Source organism: Pseudomonas sp. FP1154 (assembly GCF_030687245.1).
In the GTDB taxonomy this organism is placed as follows: Bacteria; Pseudomonadota; Gammaproteobacteria; order Pseudomonadales; family Pseudomonadaceae; genus Aquipseudomonas; species Aquipseudomonas rhizophila.
The window spans coordinates 4,435,187-4,451,026 of sequence record NZ_CP117465.1; the positions used below are offsets into that span (position 1 = coordinate 4,435,187).

At 60.8% G+C, this 15,840-nt stretch carries 15 protein-coding genes; 5 read left to right on the forward strand and 10 right to left on the reverse strand.

Annotation, left to right across the window (positions count from 1 at the left end; all coding sequences use genetic code 11):
• Positions 1–31 precede the first annotated feature (31 nt).
• The gene (locus PSH91_RS19925; RefSeq protein WP_047228721.1) at positions 32–1,342 is read left to right on the forward strand and encodes a sorbosone dehydrogenase family protein; all 1,311 of its coding nucleotides are present in this window, start codon (positions 32–34) and stop codon (positions 1,340–1,342) included.
• A 100-nt stretch (positions 1,343–1,442) separates the two neighbouring features.
• Here the strand turns inward: PSH91_RS19925 and PSH91_RS19930 are convergent, their stop codons facing one another.
• The 5 genes from PSH91_RS19930 to PSH91_RS19950 form a co-directional block, all read right to left on the reverse strand.
• Positions 1,443–1,976: a C40 family peptidase gene (locus PSH91_RS19930; protein WP_160894105.1), complete on the reverse strand. Its 534-nt coding sequence runs from the start codon at positions 1,974–1,976 to the stop codon at positions 1,443–1,445.
• Positions 1,977–2,141: 165 nt separating this feature from the next.
• The gene (locus PSH91_RS19935; protein WP_047228723.1) at positions 2,142–2,768 is read right to left on the reverse strand and encodes a C40 family peptidase; all 627 of its coding nucleotides are present in this window, start codon (positions 2,766–2,768) and stop codon (positions 2,142–2,144) included.
• Positions 2,769–2,979: 211 nt separating this feature from the next.
• Positions 2,980–3,684 carry a DnaA regulatory inactivator Hda gene (hda, locus tag PSH91_RS19940; protein ID WP_003178999.1) on the reverse strand — a complete coding sequence of 235 codons (705 nt, stop codon included), beginning with the start codon at positions 3,682–3,684 and terminating at the stop codon, positions 2,980–2,982.
• Between the two features lie 181 nt (positions 3,685–3,865).
• Complete coding sequence (locus tag PSH91_RS19945) at positions 3,866–4,939, reverse strand: AI-2E family transporter (RefSeq protein ID WP_047228724.1); 1,074 nt, start codon at positions 4,937–4,939, stop codon at positions 3,866–3,868.
• Between the two features lie 31 nt (positions 4,940–4,970).
• Entirely contained in the window at positions 4,971–6,029 is a 1,059-nt protein-coding gene (locus tag PSH91_RS19950) for a DUF2066 domain-containing protein (protein ID WP_107321738.1), read from the reverse strand.
• Between the two features lie 365 nt (positions 6,030–6,394).
• On the opposite strand from PSH91_RS19950, the gene purM reads away from it, so the two are divergent.
• The 4 genes from purM (at position 6,395) to PSH91_RS19970 (ending at position 9,448) form a co-directional block, all read left to right on the forward strand.
• Entirely contained in the window at positions 6,395–7,453 is a 1,059-nt protein-coding gene (purM, locus tag PSH91_RS19955) for a phosphoribosylformylglycinamidine cyclo-ligase (RefSeq protein WP_092457205.1), read from the forward strand.
• Entirely contained in the window at positions 7,453–8,115 is a 663-nt protein-coding gene (gene purN / locus PSH91_RS19960; protein WP_047228727.1) for a phosphoribosylglycinamide formyltransferase, read from the forward strand. The genes purM and purN overlap by 1 nt, the downstream gene beginning before the upstream one ends.
• Before the next feature lie 8 nt (positions 8,116–8,123).
• On the forward strand, positions 8,124–8,837 hold the full coding sequence (locus PSH91_RS19965; RefSeq protein WP_047228728.1) for a DUF3108 domain-containing protein: 714 nt from the start codon (positions 8,124–8,126) through the stop codon (positions 8,835–8,837).
• Positions 8,838–9,253: 416 nt separating this feature from the next.
• On the forward strand, positions 9,254–9,448 hold the full coding sequence (locus PSH91_RS19970; protein WP_047228729.1) for a hypothetical protein: 195 nt from the start codon (positions 9,254–9,256) through the stop codon (positions 9,446–9,448).
• Positions 9,449–9,571: 123 nt separating this feature from the next.
• On the opposite strand, the gene PSH91_RS19975 is transcribed toward PSH91_RS19970, so the two are convergent.
• From PSH91_RS19975 to cysM, 5 genes are all read right to left on the reverse strand, one after another.
• On the reverse strand, positions 9,572–10,111 hold the full coding sequence (locus PSH91_RS19975; RefSeq protein WP_030142404.1) for a DUF2058 domain-containing protein: 540 nt from the start codon (positions 10,109–10,111) through the stop codon (positions 9,572–9,574).
• Positions 10,112–10,137: 26 nt separating this feature from the next.
• Positions 10,138–10,971, reverse strand: coding sequence for a nucleoside triphosphate pyrophosphohydrolase (gene mazG / locus PSH91_RS19980; protein WP_047228730.1), 834 nt, complete (start codon positions 10,969–10,971; stop codon positions 10,138–10,140).
• Positions 10,972–11,141: 170 nt separating this feature from the next.
• Positions 11,142–13,388: a GTP diphosphokinase gene (relA, locus tag PSH91_RS19985; protein ID WP_047228731.1), complete on the reverse strand. Its 2,247-nt coding sequence runs from the start codon at positions 13,386–13,388 to the stop codon at positions 11,142–11,144.
• Between the two features lie 100 nt (positions 13,389–13,488).
• On the reverse strand, positions 13,489–14,859 hold the full coding sequence (gene rlmD, locus PSH91_RS19990; RefSeq protein WP_305466568.1) for a 23S rRNA (uracil(1939)-C(5))-methyltransferase RlmD: 1,371 nt from the start codon (positions 14,857–14,859) through the stop codon (positions 13,489–13,491).
• Entirely contained in the window at positions 14,859–15,761 is a 903-nt protein-coding gene (gene cysM, locus PSH91_RS19995; protein WP_047228733.1) for a cysteine synthase CysM, read from the reverse strand. Before cysM ends, rlmD begins: the two co-directional genes overlap by 1 nt.
• Positions 15,762–15,840 lie beyond the last annotated feature (79 nt).

Here is a 15,840-nt window from a genome sequence, read left to right on the forward strand (position 1 = left end):
ATAACCACCATGCACTCATAGGGAAGCCCGCATGCTCAAGCCACCACACCTTCTGATCGTCGCATTGGCCGCAGGGCTTGTTGCTTGCGGCGAGTCCTCCACACTTCAGGTTTCCGACGGCACTGGCCCCTCGCCAAAACTGCCGGAACCGAACAAGACCCTGATCCCCACCGTCAACATTGCCGAGGCTATCGGCTGGCCGGATGGCGCCAAACCTACCCCGGCCCAGGGCCTGCAAGTGGGCGCATTCGCCGAAGGGCTGGATCATCCACGCTGGCTCTACGTGCTACCCAACGGTGACGTGCTGGTGGCAGAAACCAACGCACCGCCCAAACCGGACGACTCCAAAGGCATTCGTGGCTGGGTCATGGAGAAAGTCATGGGCCGCGCCGGTGCGGGGGTGCCCAGCCCCAATCGCATTACCCTGTTGCGTGATGCCAATCATGACGGCATCGCCGAAACCCGTACGGTCTTTCTGGAAAACCTCAATTCACCGTTCGGCATGACACTGGTGGGCAATGATCTGTACGTGGCCGACACCGACCGACTGATTCGCTTCCCTTATAAAGAGGGCGATACGCAAATCAAGGCGCAGCCGACCAAGGTCGTCGACCTGCCGGGTGGCACGCTCAATCACCACTGGACCAAAAACGTGATCGCCAGCCAGGACGGCAGCAAGCTGTACGTCACTACCGGTTCGAACAGCAATGTCGGGGAAAACGGCATGGAGGCCGAGGAAGGCCGCGCGGCCATCTGGGAAGTGGACCGTGCCAGCGGCAATCACCGCATCTTCGCCTCGGGCCTGCGCAACCCCAACGGCCTGGCCTGGGAGCCGCGCAGTGGCGCGCTATGGACCGCGGTGAATGAGCGCGATGAGATCGGCAGCGACCTGGTGCCGGACTACATCACTTCAGTCAAGGACGGCGCCTTCTATGGCTGGCCCTACAGCTATTACGGGCAGCACGTCGATAAGCGGGTCGAGCCACAAAAACCGGAACTGGTGGCCAAGGCCATCGCCCCGGATTACGCCGTCGGCCCCCACACCGCGTCACTGGGCCTGACGTTCGCCGAAGGCAGCACCTTGCCAGCGCCGTTTACCGAAGGGGCTTTCATCGGGCAGCACGGCTCATGGAACCGTAAACCCCACAGCGGCTATAAAGTGATTTTCGTCCCCTTCAACGCCGGCAAGCCGGTGGGGCAACCGGTGGATGTGCTGACCGGTTTCCTGAATGCAGATGAAAAAGCCCAAGGCCGACCAGTGGGTGTGGTGATCGACAAACAGGGCGGGCTGTTGGTGGCAGATGATGTGGGGAACAAGATTTGGCGGGTTTGGGCTAAATAACCGCTGAAGAAGCTGACCTGAACACTGGAACCTGTGGCGAGGGATTGTTCTCTCGCCACAAGAGCTCTGCTGAGCCGGCGCAAAAAGCGAACTTGAATCGTCAGGGATTACGCGCCAGATGCGCCGGTTGCAGCACACGCTTGGCACTCAGATAGGCTTTCTGCCAATAAGCCTTGGACAGGCTGTCGAGCTTGACCGTACCCCCGGTCGCTGGTGCATGGACGAAACGCCCCTCCCCGACATAGATCCCCGCATGGCTGACCTGAGAGCCACCGTTGGTGGCGAAGAAAATCAAATCACCGGTCTGCAATGCGTCCTTACCGACACTCTGGGCGCGCATGCCAATCATCTCGCGGGTGGAGCGCGGCAGGGAGATACCGGCCGCATCGCGATACACATAGCCGATCAGGCCACTGCAATCAAAGCCTGAATCCGGCGTATTGCCGCCCCACCGATAGGGTGTCCCCACCAACCCCAGCGCCCGGAATAGCACGTCTTCGGCAACCGGGGAAAAGCTTTGCGCGGGAGCGAATACCACCGGAGCCCGCGCTGGCGCAGGTGGCGGAGTACGGCTGGCGCAAGCGCTGAGCAGCGCGGCAAGGAGCATGAGAGCGAGGCGGGCCGACGTCGACATATGCAGAACAATCCTGATCTGGATGCGGCTTTTCTGCCGTGGGCATGAAAACAAAGCCGCCTGCGGAGTACGCAGGCGGATTGCCATCAATCAATGATCATGGATTCTAGCGGCTATGAGGCAAACTTCAAGTAAGACTTTAAGTTTGCCTTACAAACTGTGAGCTTACTTGCGAGCAGTGACCACGGTCGGTGCCATCGCGAGTGCGCGCTTGGCTTCGATGAAGGTCTTGCTCCAGTAGCTGTCGCCCAGGCTGTCGATTCGCACGCCACCGCTGCGACGGCTGCTGGAATGGATGAACTGGTTGTCACCCAGGTAGATACCGGCGTGACTGACGCGACCACGACGACCGTTGGTAGCGAAGAACAGCAGGTCGCCCGGCTCAAGCTCGTTACGAGCAACCAGCGGGGCCTTCACGTTGATCATTTCGCGAGTGGAGCGCGGCAGGCTCATGCCAGCCTCTTCGCGAAACAGATACCCGATGAAACCGCTGCAATCGAAGCCGGCCTCGGAGGAACCGCCAAAACGATAACGGGTACCGATCAAGGACATGCCCCGCTCCAGGATGCTGTCAGCCAGCACCGGAAGCTGATAAGGCTTGCTGCCGGCGAAGTCTGCCAGCTCTTTGTCGGTGGCCATTTCTTCCTCAAGTGCAACAGAGGAAGACTGGGCAGTAACGGAATTTTGAACCTGTGGTTGTTGCGCTTGCTGGGACACTGGAGAGTGGGCAGCACAACCGAACAACAGGGTAACGAGTGCGAGAGGCACCAGGGGTGCGAAGCGACTTAGCATGGGCACGACCGTGGCTGAAGTTGTAAAGATGGCGAGACTATGCCCACTATCAAGCTCATTTGCAAATTCAATCGATGCAAATGTGACTTCTCGGTTTTAGGTTTACATCTAAGCGCCCCAACCGTTTTCAACCCTCTGCAGCCTGCAGCCCAGAAGGGACGCGGGCTGTGCCGTGGTAGAAACAGGCTATAAGCCACTATTGCTGCGACTTCTACCAGCCAAGGGTTTCTTTCAAAAAAGGGATGGTCAGCTTGCGCTGAGCCTGAAGCGACGCCTGGTCGAGACGTTCGAGCAGTTCGAACAACGCGCTCATGCTGCGGGTGCCGCGGGTAAGGATGAAGTGCCCGACCTCATCGGTCAGGTGCAGGCCACGCCGGGAAGCGCGCAACTGCAATGCACGGAGCTTGTCTTCATCGGAGAGCGGGCGCATCTGGAAAATCAGCGCCAGGGTGAGACGGGACTTGAGATCGGCCAGCTTCACCGGCAGCTCCCGCGGCGACGTCGATGCAGCAATCAGCAAACGCCGGCCGCTGTCGCGTAACCGGTTGAACAGGTGAAACAGCGCTTCTTCCCAATCAGCCTTGCCGGCCACCGCCTGAAGATCATCCAGGCAGACCAGTTCGTACTGTTCAAGATTGTCGAGGATCTCTACGCCGCGATCCAGCAACTCGGCCAATGGCAGATACACCGCCGGCTCACCCAATTGCTCGAACCGCAGGCAAGCGGCCTGCAACAGATGCGTGCGCCCCACCCCGTCCTTGCCCCACAGATAAATCAGGCTCTCGGTCCAGCCGGCGTCGGCTTCGCAAAGCCGCTCGACATAGCCGAGTGCAGCGGCATTGGCGCCTGGGTAGTAGTTGATAAAGGTGGCGTCATCACGCAGACGCACACCTAGGGGCAGCTGAATCGGTTTCATGCTGACTGAACAGTTCCAAAAGAACCGTTAGTGGCCTCTGTGTAAAGTGCGCAAAGTTTATACCCGTGACGCGGACCGCACAATGCGCCGGACCACGAGCAAAATCAAAGGTTTGCAGCGACAGAACGATGGAGCGACGGTTTCCCTGACGCTGGGACAACCGCCGCGCCCGCCATTGGCGCTATAGCTCGGGGTCTTCGACGCCACTGTAGATGTCTGAATCCTTGTACAGATCGTGCATATGACGCACCAGCACCATGATCACCGCCGCCACCGGCAGCGCCAGCAGGACCCCGGTAAAACCGAACAACTCACCCCCTGCCAGGATCGCAAAGATCACCGCCACTGGATGCAGGCCGATGCGATCACCCACCAGCAACGGTGTCAGCACCATGCCTTCCAGCGCTTGCCCGACCATGAACACCGCCACGATGCCGACCATCGGGTACAGATCACCGCCAAACTGGAACAAGCCGGCAATCAACGCCGCGCCGATACCGATGACGAAGCCCATATAGGGCACGATGGCCGCCAGCCCGGCGATCAAGCCGATCAATAGCCCCAGCTCCAGGCCCACCAGCATCAATCCCGCCGCATAGATGAAGCCCAGCGCCACCATCACCAACAATTGCCCTCGCACAAACGCCCCCAACACTTCATGGCATTCGCCGGTCAGGGTCATGATGCGTTCTTCACGATGGCGTGGCAGCAGGCTGCGAATCTTGGCCATCATCAAGTCCCAGTCGCGAAGCAGATAAAAAGCCACCACCGGAATCAACACCAGGTTCGCCAGCCAACCGATCAACGCCAGCCCCGAGGCTGTGGCCTGGCTCAACACCACACCGACGATGTCAGAGGTCTGGCCCATATGCTCGCTGATGGCCGCCTTGACCTTGTCGAACTTCCAGAAGCCTTCAGCCAACCCCAGCCTCGACTGCACCCACGGCACGGCAGTGTGCTGTAACCAGTCGAGCATCTGCGGCGCCAGCTCGTACAGGCGCATCAGTTGCTTGGCCAGCATCGGTATCAGCACCAGCATCAGAGCAATGACAATCAAGATGATCAGCCCAAACACCGACACCACGCCCCAGGTCCTGGACAGGCCGAGTTTTTCCAGGCGATCTACCAGTGGGTCGAACAGATAGGCCAGGAGCAACGCAACCAGGAACGGCGTGAGGATCGGATGCAGCAAATAGATGAACACAAACAGCAGGGCGACCCCACCCAACCAGAACCAACGCCGCGTATCGCCCATGAACCACTCCTAGCTATATAAGAAAGAAAAACTACCAGCGAAACCGCAGGTTGGCGGTCGGCGCTGGCGCTGGCGCGGCAGCCGGAATGGAGCCATCAGCGGCTGGCTGGGGTACTGGCACTGGCGCGACGGCTTCGCCGGCAGGAATTTCCTGCAGTTTCGCCAGGGCCAATTGCGCTTTCAACTGTTCGGCGCTGCCGTTGACCCGATAAATGATCCGGTCCCCTTCAACCCGCTGCAACTGCCCACCGAACGGCTCGAGCAAACGCCCAAGCGCCGCATAACGCTCCAGGTTCATGCCCTGCACTTCCAGCAGCTGCTCGGTGGCCACGCCCGGCTTGGTAACGAAACGCGGCGCCAAGCGTTGACTCACCGCCAGCATCACCGCATCAGCCAGGGCGGCAGGGTCGGCGCCCTGGGCATTGCCCTGCTCGCGCTGGTCACCCTGCCACAAGCGCCAGGTCGCCTGCCATTGGCCGCCCTCTTCCTTGGCATGGACCGCCAGCAAGGCGTCTGCACCATAACGCTGCGATGCCTCGCGCAGCGGGGCCGGATCACTGCCTTCCAGGTTTGGTGCGGTAGCAACGATCTGCTCGCTCAAATCCGCCAGGGGCAGGTGCAGCGGCAGGCCGCGGTGCTGGGCGGCGCGGCGCAGTGGCTCGGCACTGCCCTGGCCATCGCCTACCAGGTTGGAACCTTCAGCCGAGTCGTTCAGCCACCAGCCCAGGATCGCAGGCCGATTCGCGCCCCACAGCGACAAGCCCGCCGAGCGCAAGGCCCGGTCAGTGCTCGCTGGATCGAAATCCACCTTGAGGCTTTCCGGCGGGCCGGCGTCGTAACCATATTGAAGAATGATCTGCTGGGGGTCCTTGCGGATCGCCGCCAGACCGGGATTCTGCGCGGCCTTGGCATCGCCGGTCAGGCGCAGCACCAGCGTGTCGAGGGCGCGCAAAGTCGCCTGGTCACGCTCTTGCGGGGCCTGGCTGCTGACCGGCTCGAGCACCTGATAGAGGCTATTGAGGTTTTCGGCATGGCTCGCCACGCTGATCAACGACAGGCAGCCCACAGACAAGAGTTTGAAAAAACGCATGGAAGATTCCCGGACATAACGGCTGGAACAGGCCGTGTGAAGAAAATTGAGCATGGCTGTGACCACAGCACCTGGCAAAACATTCACACACCCGCTGGAAGTTTCGCACTGTCATAACCATAGCCGGTTACCGCTACACCTTATACAGACGCATCGCGCAGCACCAATAGGAGAAATATCGGTTTTTTTCCAAGGATATGTCCCTGCCCGTCGGCGCGAGGATGGCCGCTGCCCCTCAAGCCTGATAAAATCGCGCGCCTTCGCAGACCGGCAATGGCTGGGCACCCGGAATAATTCGTACAACGGTTATTCAATGGCCCCGGCGGTCGGTCGTTACCCAGAAATCCCCCCTAAAGGCCTGGATCATGAGCAAGCAACCCTCCCTGAGCTACAAGGACGCCGGTGTAGACATCGACGCCGGTGAAGCATTGGTCGAACGCATCAAGAGCGTCGCCAAGCGCACTGCGCGCCCGGAAGTCATGGGCGGCCTGGGCGGTTTCGGCGCCCTCTGCGAGATCCCGGCCGGCTACAAGCAACCGGTGCTGGTTTCGGGCACTGACGGCGTCGGCACCAAGCTGCGTCTGGCCCTGAACCTGAACAAGCACGACAGCATCGGCATCGACCTGGTGGCCATGTGCGTGAACGACCTGGTGGTGTGCGGCGCCGAGCCGCTGTTCTTCCTCGACTACTACGCCACCGGCAAACTGAACGTCGACACCGCCGCCCAGGTGGTAACCGGCATTGGCGCCGGCTGCGAGCTGTCCGGCTGCTCCCTGGTCGGCGGCGAAACCGCTGAAATGCCAGGCATGTACGAAGGCGAAGACTACGACCTGGCCGGCTTCTGCGTCGGTGTCGTGGAAAAATCCGAAATCATCGACGGTTCGAAAGTCGCCACTGGCGATGCCCTGCTCGCCCTGCCATCGTCCGGCCCGCACTCCAACGGTTACTCGCTGATCCGCAAGATCATCGAAGTCTCGGGTGCCGACATCGAAAACACCCAGCTCGACGGCAAGCCACTGGCCGACCTGCTGATGGCCCCGACCCGCATCTACGTCAAGCCGCTGCTCAAGCTGATCAAGGACACCGGCGCCGTCAAGGCCATGGCCCACATCACCGGTGGCGGCCTGCTGGACAACATCCCGCGCGTACTGCCAAAAGGCGCCCAGGCGGTGGTTGACGTGGCGAGCTGGACCCGTCCGGCCGTGTTCGACTGGCTGCAAGAGAAAGGCAACGTCGATGAAACCGAAATGCACCGCGTGCTGAACTGCGGCGTAGGCATGGTGATCTGCGTGGCCCAGGAGCACGTTGAAACGGCCTTGAATGTACTGCGTGAAGCCGGCGAGCAACCTTGGGTCATCGGCCAGATCAGTACCGCCGCCGAAGGCGCTGCCCAGGTCGAGCTGAAAAACCTTAAGGCTCACTGATGCAAGAACAGAAGTCTGCAACCTGTGATGTCGTGGTGCTGTTGTCCGGCACCGGCAGCAACTTGCAGGCCCTGATCGACAGCACGCGGACCGGCGATAGCCCGGTCCGCATCCGCGCGGTGATTTCCAACCGCGCCGATGCCTACGGCCTGCAACGCGCCAGGGATGCGGGTATCGACACCCGCGTCCTGGATCACAAAGCGTTTGATGGCCGCGAAGCCTTCGATGCCGCGCTGATCGAACAGATCGACACGTTCAATCCGCAACTGGTGGTCCTGGCCGGCTTCATGCGCATCCTCAGCGCCGGCTTCGTGCGTCACTACCAGGGCCGCCTGTTCAATATCCATCCATCGCTGCTGCCCAAATACAAAGGGTTACACACTCACCAGCGCGCGCTGGAGGCCGGAGACACGGAGCATGGCTGCTCGGTGCACTTCGTCACCGAGGAACTCGATGGCGGACCACTGGTCGTACAGGCAGTAATACCGGTAGAGTTGCACGACACGCCGCAAAGCCTGGCCCAACGGGTTCACGCCCGGGAACACCAGATCTACCCGATGGCCGTGCGTTGGTTTGCCGAAGGCCGGCTGACCCTCGACGATCGCGGTGCCTCACTGGACGGCCAGTTGCTCGCCGCCAGCGGCCATTTGATTCGATACTAGGAGATTTTATGCGTCGCGCCCTGCTCTTCGCTTGCGCTCTGCTTGCCCTGCCCCTGGCACAGGCCGCAGACCTTCAACCGTTCTCCGCCAGCTACACCGCCGACTGGAAACAGTTGCCCATGAGCGGCACCGCCGAGCGCAGCCTGACCAAAGAGGCCAACGGCACCTGGAAGCTGAGCTTCAAGGCTTCGATGATGATCGCCAGCCTGACGGAAGAAAGCACCCTGACCCTGGACAAGGACACACTGCTGCCACAGTCCTACCACTTTGAACGTGGCGGCTTGGGCAAGGCCAAGAAAGCCGACCTGGATTTCGACTGGAACACGAAGATGGTCACCGGCACCGATCGCGGCGATCCGGTCAAACTGCCACTCAACCGTGGCATGGTCGATAAATCCACTTATCAGTTGGCCCTGCAGCACGACGTGGCGGCCGGCAAGAAAAGCATGAGTTATCAGGTTGTCGATGATGGCGAGATCGACACCTACGACTTCCGCGTACTGGGCCCGGAGAAGGTCGATACCAAAGCCGGCCAGATCGACGCGATCAAGGTCGAGCGCGTGCGCGACCCGACAAAAAGCAAACGCATCACGGTGCTCTGGTTCGCCAAGGATTGGGATTACCTGCTGGTACGCCTGCAACAGGTCGAGACCGACGGCAAGGAGTACAACATCATGCTCCAGGACGGTACGGTCAACGGCAAGGCTGTCAAAGGCAGCTGATCCACACCGATATCAAGAGAAGCCCCGCCCAGTGCGGGGCTTTTTTATGCGCGGATTTCCTGAACACTAAAACTGCACCCGCGCAAAGTCAGCCTGTGGAAGATGAATCGGTGGGAGCGAGCCTGCTCGCGATAGCGCTAGGTCAGCCGGCATCGGTATTGACTGATACACCGTTATCGCGAGCAGGCTCGCTCCCACAAGGTGACTGCCCGACATTTCACCCCCCCGAAACATGAAAACTTCTTCATGAAAAACACCCTGCGACCGAATGCCGCGCATTGCCTGACCTGCGGGATCGCTGAGTTTTTCATGAAATTTTCTTAACAGGCCCAGGCATTTACTTAGCCGGCTACCCAAATCTATAACAAAGTCCTGCACACGCCTTGCTGCAGATAACAGAGATTGGAGCTTGCAAGATGACTGTGAAAGTAACTGAACGCGATGACGCTCACATGTCCCACGAAGGTATTGCCGCCGGTATCCGCATCTGGGATGTACACCAACAGGACCTGCTGGTGGGGATGTTCCACTCCGAGACGGATGCCCATAACTACAAAGCCGAGCTGGAATGCCAGGAAAGGCAGCGCTCGGCTGAAATGACAGAATCCTGAACGATAAGAATCTCTGTGGGAGCGAGCCTGCTCGCGATAGCGGTGGATCAGCGACATCAATGTTGGCTGACAGACCGCCATCGCGAGCAGGCTCGCTCCCACAGTTTAGTGTTCAGTTCATCCTTACCACATCAAATCATCAGGGATCTGATACGCCGCATACGGATCATCAGCATCCACTTCTTCGGTCTGGGTATTGAGCTGCACGATGCGCTTGGGATCGCGCTCCTGGATCTTCAGGGCCGCTTCGCGCGGGATCACTTCGTAGCCGCCGGCATGATGGACGATCGCCAGCGAGCCGCTGCTCAACTTGTTGCGCATCAGCGTGTTGACCGAGATGCGCTTGACCTTCTTGTCGTCGACAAAGTTGTAATAATCCTCAGTGGTCAGCTTCGGCAAACGCGAGACTTCGATCAATTGCTTGATCTGCGCGGCCCGAGCTTTCTGCTCGGCTTTTTCCTGCTGCTGACGGTTGAGCTCCTGATCGCGCTTGACCTTCTCGGCCATGGCCTCTTGGGCGGCGCGCTGCTGGGAGTCATCCAGTTCGATCTGGCCCTTGTGGGCCAGGCGCTGCTGTTTCTGTTTCTCTTTGCCGACCTGCTTGGCCTGCTTTTGGTTGACCAGCCCTGCTTTGAGCAACTGGTCGCGAAGGGAAAGGCTCATGGTGCTTACTCACTTAGGCAACAGCCTCAGCCACAGCTGGGCAAATTCTTTTCCTGACGTTTGGCTTCGCCCCATAAGGCGTCCAACTCTTCGAGGGTGCAATCTTCCATGGGACGGTGGGTGTCGCGCAATGCCTGTTCGATAAATCGGAAACGTCGCTCGAATTTCCCATTGGCGTCACGCAGGGCCGTTTCCGGGTCGATTTTCAGGTGCCGGGCCAGGTTCACTACGCTGAACAGCAGGTCGCCGATCTCATCGCTGATGGCCACCGAATCGTTGTCAGCCATCGCTTCGAGGACTTCGTCCAGCTCCTCCCGGACCTTGTCGAGCACCGGCAACGGGCCTGGCCAGTCGAAACCGACCTGAGCCGCACGTTTTTGCAACTTCGCCGAGCGGGACAACGCCGGCAAGGCAACGGGTACATCGTCAAGCAACGACAGCTGCTCCGGTGCCGAGGCCTTCTCGGCCCGCTCCTCGGCCTTGATTTCTTCCCAGCGCTGCTTGACCTGTTCTTCGCTCAGGCGCGGGATGTCCACGGGCGCGTAGAGGTCACCGGTAGGAAATACATGGGGATGGCGGCGGATCAGCTTGCGGGTGATGCTATCGACCACGCCGGCGAATTCGAAGCGGTTTTCCTCCCGCGCCAACTGGCTGTAATACACCACCTGAAACAACAGGTCGCCCAGCTCACCCTGCAAGTGATCGAAGTCGCCACGCTCAATGGCATCGGCCACTTCGTAGGCTTCTTCCAGGGTATGGGGGACGATGGTCGCGTAGGTCTGCTTGATGTCCCACGGGCACCCGTACTGCGGGTCGCGCAGACGGTTCATCAGATGGAGCAGGTCTTCAAGGCTGTACATCAATCCAACTCATCACAAATCACCCTGTGGGAAATAATCCACTGGGAGTATGCCTGTGGGAGCAGCTTGCTCGCGATTGAGGTGGTGGCCCCAACGTATGTCGGAACTGATCCACCGCTATCGCGAGCAAGCTTTGCTCCCACAGGCTCGCTCCCACATTTGGACCGCGCTTAACCCGGCGTGCGATTACGCCGGGTCTCGATGATGTTCGGCAGTTGGGAAATCCGCCCCAGCAACCGCCCCAGCGCATCCAATCCCGGAATCTCGATGGTCAGGGACATCAGCGCCGTGTTGTCTTCCTTGTTCGAACGGGTGTTGACCGCCAACACGTTGATCCGCTCGTTCAACAACACCTGAGACACGTCACGCAGCAGGCCGGAACGGTCGTAGGCGCGGATGATGATGTCCACCGGGTAGGTGAGCACCGGCACCGGGCCCCAACTGACCTGGATGATCCGCTCCGGCTCACGGCCGGCCAGTTGCAGCACCGAAGCACAGTCCTGGCGGTGGATGCTCACCCCACGGCCCTGGGTGATGTAGCCGACGATCGCATCCCCAGGCAACGGCTGGCAGCAGCCGGCCATCTGGGTCATCAGGTTGCCCACGCCCTGGATCTGGATGTCGCCGCGCTTGCCCGGTTTGTAGCCGGTGGCTTTGCGCGGGATCAGTTCCAACTGCTCGTTGCCGCGTTCCGGCTCCACCAGTTGCTGGGCCAGGTTGACCAGTTGCGCCAGGCGCAAGTCGCCGGCACCGAGAGCGGCGAACATGTCTTCGGCGGTCTTCATGTTGGCCTTTTCGGCCAGCTTGTCGAAATCCACCTGCGGCAGGCCCAGGCGACTGAGTTCGCGCTCGAGCAAAGTCTTGCCGGCGGCGACGTTCTGGTCGCGGGCCTGCAATTTGAACCAGTGAACGATTTTCGCCCGCGCTCGCGATGTGGTGATGTAGCCCAGGTTCGGGTTCAGCCAGTCGCGGCTCGGCGTGCCGTGTTTACTGGTGATGATCTCGACCTGCTCACCGGTTTGCAGGCTGTAGTTGAGCGGCACGATCCGCCCGTTGATCTTGGCGCCACGGCAGTTGTGGCCGATCTCGGTGTGGACGCGATAGGCAAAGTCCAGCGGCGTGGCGCCCTTGGGCAGGTCGATGGCGTGGCCGTCGGGGGTGAAGATGTAGACCCGATCCGGCTCGATATCGACCCGCAATTGTTCGGCCAGACCGCCGATATCACCGAGCTCTTCATGCCACTCGAGCACCTGACGCAGCCAGGAGATTTTCTCTTCGTAGTGGTTGGAGCCCGACTTGACGTCGGTGCCCTTGTATTTCCAATGGGCGCAAACACCCAGCTCGGCTTCCTCGTGCATGGCGTGGGTGCGAATCTGCACTTCCAGCACCTTGCCCTCCGGACCGATCACCGCCGTGTGCAGCGAGCGATAGCCGTTTTCCTTCGGGTTGGCGATGTAGTCGTCGAACTCCTTGGGGATGTGCCGCCACAAGGTGTGCACGATACCCAGCGCGGTGTAGCAGTCGCGCATTTCCGGGACCAGTACGCGAACGGCGCGAACGTCGTAGATCTGGCTGAACTCCAGGCCTTTGCGCTGCATTTTGCGCCAGATCGAATAGATGTGCTTGGCCCGGCCGCTGATGTCGGCCTCCACACCCGTGGCCTGCAATTCTTCCCTCAACTGGGTCATCACATCCGTGATGAAGCGCTCGCGATCCAGGCGCCGCTCATGCAGCAACTTGGCGATCTGCTTGTACTGGTCGGGCTCCAGGTAGCGGAAGGACAGGTCCTCCAGCTCCCACTTGATATGGCCGATGCCAAGGCGATGGGCCAGGGGGGCGTAGATGTCGAACACTTCCCGGGCGACGCGGTTGCGCTTTTCGTCGTCTGCGGATTTCACCGCGCGGATCGCGCAGGTGCGTTCGGCCAGTTTGATCAGTGCGACGCGCACGTCGTCGACCATGGCCACCAGCATCTTGCGCAGGTTCTCCACCTGGCCCTGGGTGCCCAGGACCATGGACTGGCGCGGACTGAGACTGGCACTGATCGCCGCCATGCGCAGCACGCCGTCAATCAGCTTGGCGACCACCGTGCCAAAACGCTGGCTGACCACCGGCAATTGGATCTGCCCTTCGCGCACACCGCGGTATAGCACCGCAGCCACCAGGGAGTCCTGGTCGAGCTTGAGGTCGGCAAGGATTTCGGCGATCTCAAGGCCCGTCTGAAAACTCGAGGTGCCTTCGGACCAGAGGTTCTTCGCCGCGTTGTGCTGCTGTTCCGCTTCACGCGCGAACTCGCAGGCTTCTTTCAAGGCTTCGCGATCCAGTGCCGTGTCGATACTGACCGCGTGATCGAGCCAAGCCTCGAGATTGATACTGCCGTCGGTGTTGATCGGCTGGTGTGCTCTCACCTGTACCATCTTTACATACCTTCCCTATGACGCAGATTCAATGCGTCAATAACGCTGACCTTCGTTGCCCGTGTCCCCGCCCAGGGCTGTGGCGGTTGGCACGAACGGGTCAGTCGGACAAGCCATCCTGGCTCGCTTCAAATAACGCCATGGCCTCGACATGTGCCGTCTGAGGAAACATATCGAGAATCCCGGCACGTTTTAACCGGTAGCCCTGCTTGATCAATTCGACCGTGTCCCGGGCCAAAGTTGCCGGGTTGCACGATACATATACCAACCGCCTGGCGCCCAGGGATGCCAGTTTGCGCACCACCTCGAAAGCACCGTCGCGGGGTGGGTCCAAGAGTACCGCAGAAAAGCCTTCACCGACCCACTCGGCAGCCGCCAACGGCTGGGATAAATCGGCCTGAAAAAAGGCAGTGTTATTCAAATTGTTGCTGACGGCATTGGCCGCCGCGCGGTCAACCATGGCCTGTACACCTTCCACCGCCACCACTTGGCGCACCGCCTTGGCCAGGGGCAAGGCAAAGTTGCCCAGGCCGCAGAACAAGTCCAGCACCCGCTCCTCGGCTCGGGGCGCGAGCCACTCCAGGGCTTGGGCCACCATCGCCTCGTTGACCCCGGCATTGACCTGGATGAAATCCCCCGGCCGGTAAGCCAGCTCCAGGTCCCAGGCCTCAAGGCGATAACCCAGCGTCTGTCCCGGTTCGACCGGTTGCGGCTCGCCCTCACCCTGCAGCCACAACTGGGCTTGGTGGGCGGCGCAGAAATCCTTGAGAATCGTCAGGTCAGGCGCCGACAGTGGCGACACGTGCCGCAGCAACACCGCCAGGGACGAGCCAGCGAACAATTCCACATGTCCCAGCGCCTGGGGCTTGCTCAGGCGACGGAGCATGTCCGGCAAGCGACTCATGATCGGTTGCAAGGGTTGTACCAGTACCGGGCAATCGCCGATGGCCACGATGTCCTGGCTGCCGACGGCACGAAAACCCACTTCGAGTTTTTTTGCCTTCTGATCCCAGCGCACCGCCACGCGGGCACGACGCCGGTAACCCAGTTCCGGCCCGCTCAATGGCGCAGCCCATTCATCCGGCTGCACGCCGGCGACCCGCGACAACTGCTCGGCGAGCATGCGCTGTTTCAGGGCGAGCTGTTCGTTGTGGGGCAAATGCTGGACGCTGCAACCGCCGCAGCGACCGGCATGCACGCACGGCGCCGCACGGCGCAGTTCACTGGACAGGAACACTCGCTCAGTGCGGGCCTCGACCACTTTGCCATGGGCCCCCAGCACCCGCGCCTCGACCTCTTCGCCGGCCAGGGCGCCGATCACGAACCAGGTGCGCCCGTCCAGAAAGGCAATGCCCCGGCCATCGTTGGCCAAGCGTTCGATGGTCAAGCGCTGCTTCTTTCCGGTGGGCACCTGCGGGGCCCGGCTTCCGCCGCTGGGCTGGAAGCGCAGACCTCTTTCTTGCTTGGCCATCAGTTGGGCGCGTCGAAAATGCCGGTCGACAAGTAGCGGTCGCCGCGGTCGCAGATGATCGCGACAATGACCGCGTTTTCGACTTCCTGGGACAAGCGCAGCATGCCCGCCACGGCACCGCCCGAAGACACGCCGCAAAAGATGCCTTCTTCACGGGCCAGACGACGGGTGATGTCCTCCGCCTCGCTCTGGGCCATGTCGATAATGCGGTCCACGCGGTCGGCCTGGTAGATTTTCGGCAGGTACTCCTCGGGCCAGCGACGGATGCCGGGGATGGCCGAGCCTTCCATCGGTTGCAGGCCGATGATCTGCACGTTCGGGTTCTGTTCTTTCAAATAGCGCGAGGTGCCCATGATGGTGCCGGTGGTGCCCATCGAGCTGACGAAATGGGTGATGGTGCCATCGGTCTGGCGCCAGATCTCAGGGCCAGTGGTGGTGTAGTGGGCTTCGGGGTTGTCACCATTGGCGAACTGGTCGAGCACCTTGCCGCGACCCTCGGCCTGCATCCGCTCGGCCAGGTCCCGGGCGCCCTCCATGCCTTCGTCTTTGCTCACCAGGATCAATTCGGCGCCATAAGCGGTCATTGCGGCCTTGCGCTCGGCACTGGAGTTGTCGGGCATGATCAGGATCATCTTGTAGCCCTTGATCGCCGCCGCCATGGCCAGGGCGATGCCGGTGTTACCGGAAGTCGCCTCGATCAGCGTATCGCCGGGGCGGATCTGCCCGCGCAATTCACCACGGGTGAGCATCGACAGCGCCGGCCGGTCCTTGACCGAACCCGCCGGGTTATTCCCTTCGAGCTTGAGCAAAAGCGTATTGCTGGTCACGCCAGGCAGGCGCTGCAAACGAACCAGCGGAGTGTTGCCGACGCAATCGGCGATAGTGGGGTACTGCACGGTCATGGCGTATTCGCAATCCGGACTGCGGGGGCGCCTATCATACCGGCAAACCTTGCCCGGCCATATCACGCAAAGTGTGGTG

Bases quoted from the DNA above. Each gene is read 5' to 3' on its own strand.
- PSH91_RS19925 (WP_047228721.1), top strand. From the start codon at position 32: ATGCTCAAGCCACCACACCTTCTGATCGTCGCATTGGCCGCAGGGCTT.
- PSH91_RS19930 (WP_160894105.1), bottom strand. From the start codon at position 1,976: ATGTCGACGTCGGCCCGCCTCGCTCTCATGCTCCTTGCCGCGCTGCTC.
- PSH91_RS19935 (WP_047228723.1), bottom strand. From the start codon at position 2,768: ATGCTAAGTCGCTTCGCACCCCTGGTGCCTCTCGCACTCGTTACCCTG.
- hda (WP_003178999.1), bottom strand. From the start codon at position 3,684: ATGAAACCGATTCAGCTGCCCCTAGGTGTGCGTCTGCGTGATGACGCC.
- PSH91_RS19945 (WP_047228724.1), bottom strand. From the start codon at position 4,939: ATGGGCGATACGCGGCGTTGGTTCTGGTTGGGTGGGGTCGCCCTGCTG.
- PSH91_RS19950 (WP_107321738.1), bottom strand. From the start codon at position 6,029: ATGCGTTTTTTCAAACTCTTGTCTGTGGGCTGCCTGTCGTTGATCAGC.
- purM (WP_092457205.1), top strand. From the start codon at position 6,395: ATGAGCAAGCAACCCTCCCTGAGCTACAAGGACGCCGGTGTAGACATC.
- purN (WP_047228727.1), top strand. From the start codon at position 7,453: ATGCAAGAACAGAAGTCTGCAACCTGTGATGTCGTGGTGCTGTTGTCC.
- PSH91_RS19965 (WP_047228728.1), top strand. From the start codon at position 8,124: ATGCGTCGCGCCCTGCTCTTCGCTTGCGCTCTGCTTGCCCTGCCCCTG.
- PSH91_RS19970 (WP_047228729.1), top strand. From the start codon at position 9,254: ATGACTGTGAAAGTAACTGAACGCGATGACGCTCACATGTCCCACGAA.
- PSH91_RS19975 (WP_030142404.1), bottom strand. From the start codon at position 10,111: ATGAGCCTTTCCCTTCGCGACCAGTTGCTCAAAGCAGGGCTGGTCAAC.
- mazG (WP_047228730.1), bottom strand. From the start codon at position 10,971: ATGTACAGCCTTGAAGACCTGCTCCATCTGATGAACCGTCTGCGCGAC.
- relA (WP_047228731.1), bottom strand. From the start codon at position 13,388: ATGGTACAGGTGAGAGCACACCAGCCGATCAACACCGACGGCAGTATC.
- rlmD (WP_305466568.1), bottom strand. From the start codon at position 14,859: ATGGCCAAGCAAGAAAGAGGTCTGCGCTTCCAGCCCAGCGGCGGAAGC.
- cysM (WP_047228733.1), bottom strand. From the start codon at position 15,761: ATGACCGTGCAGTACCCCACTATCGCCGATTGCGTCGGCAACACTCCG.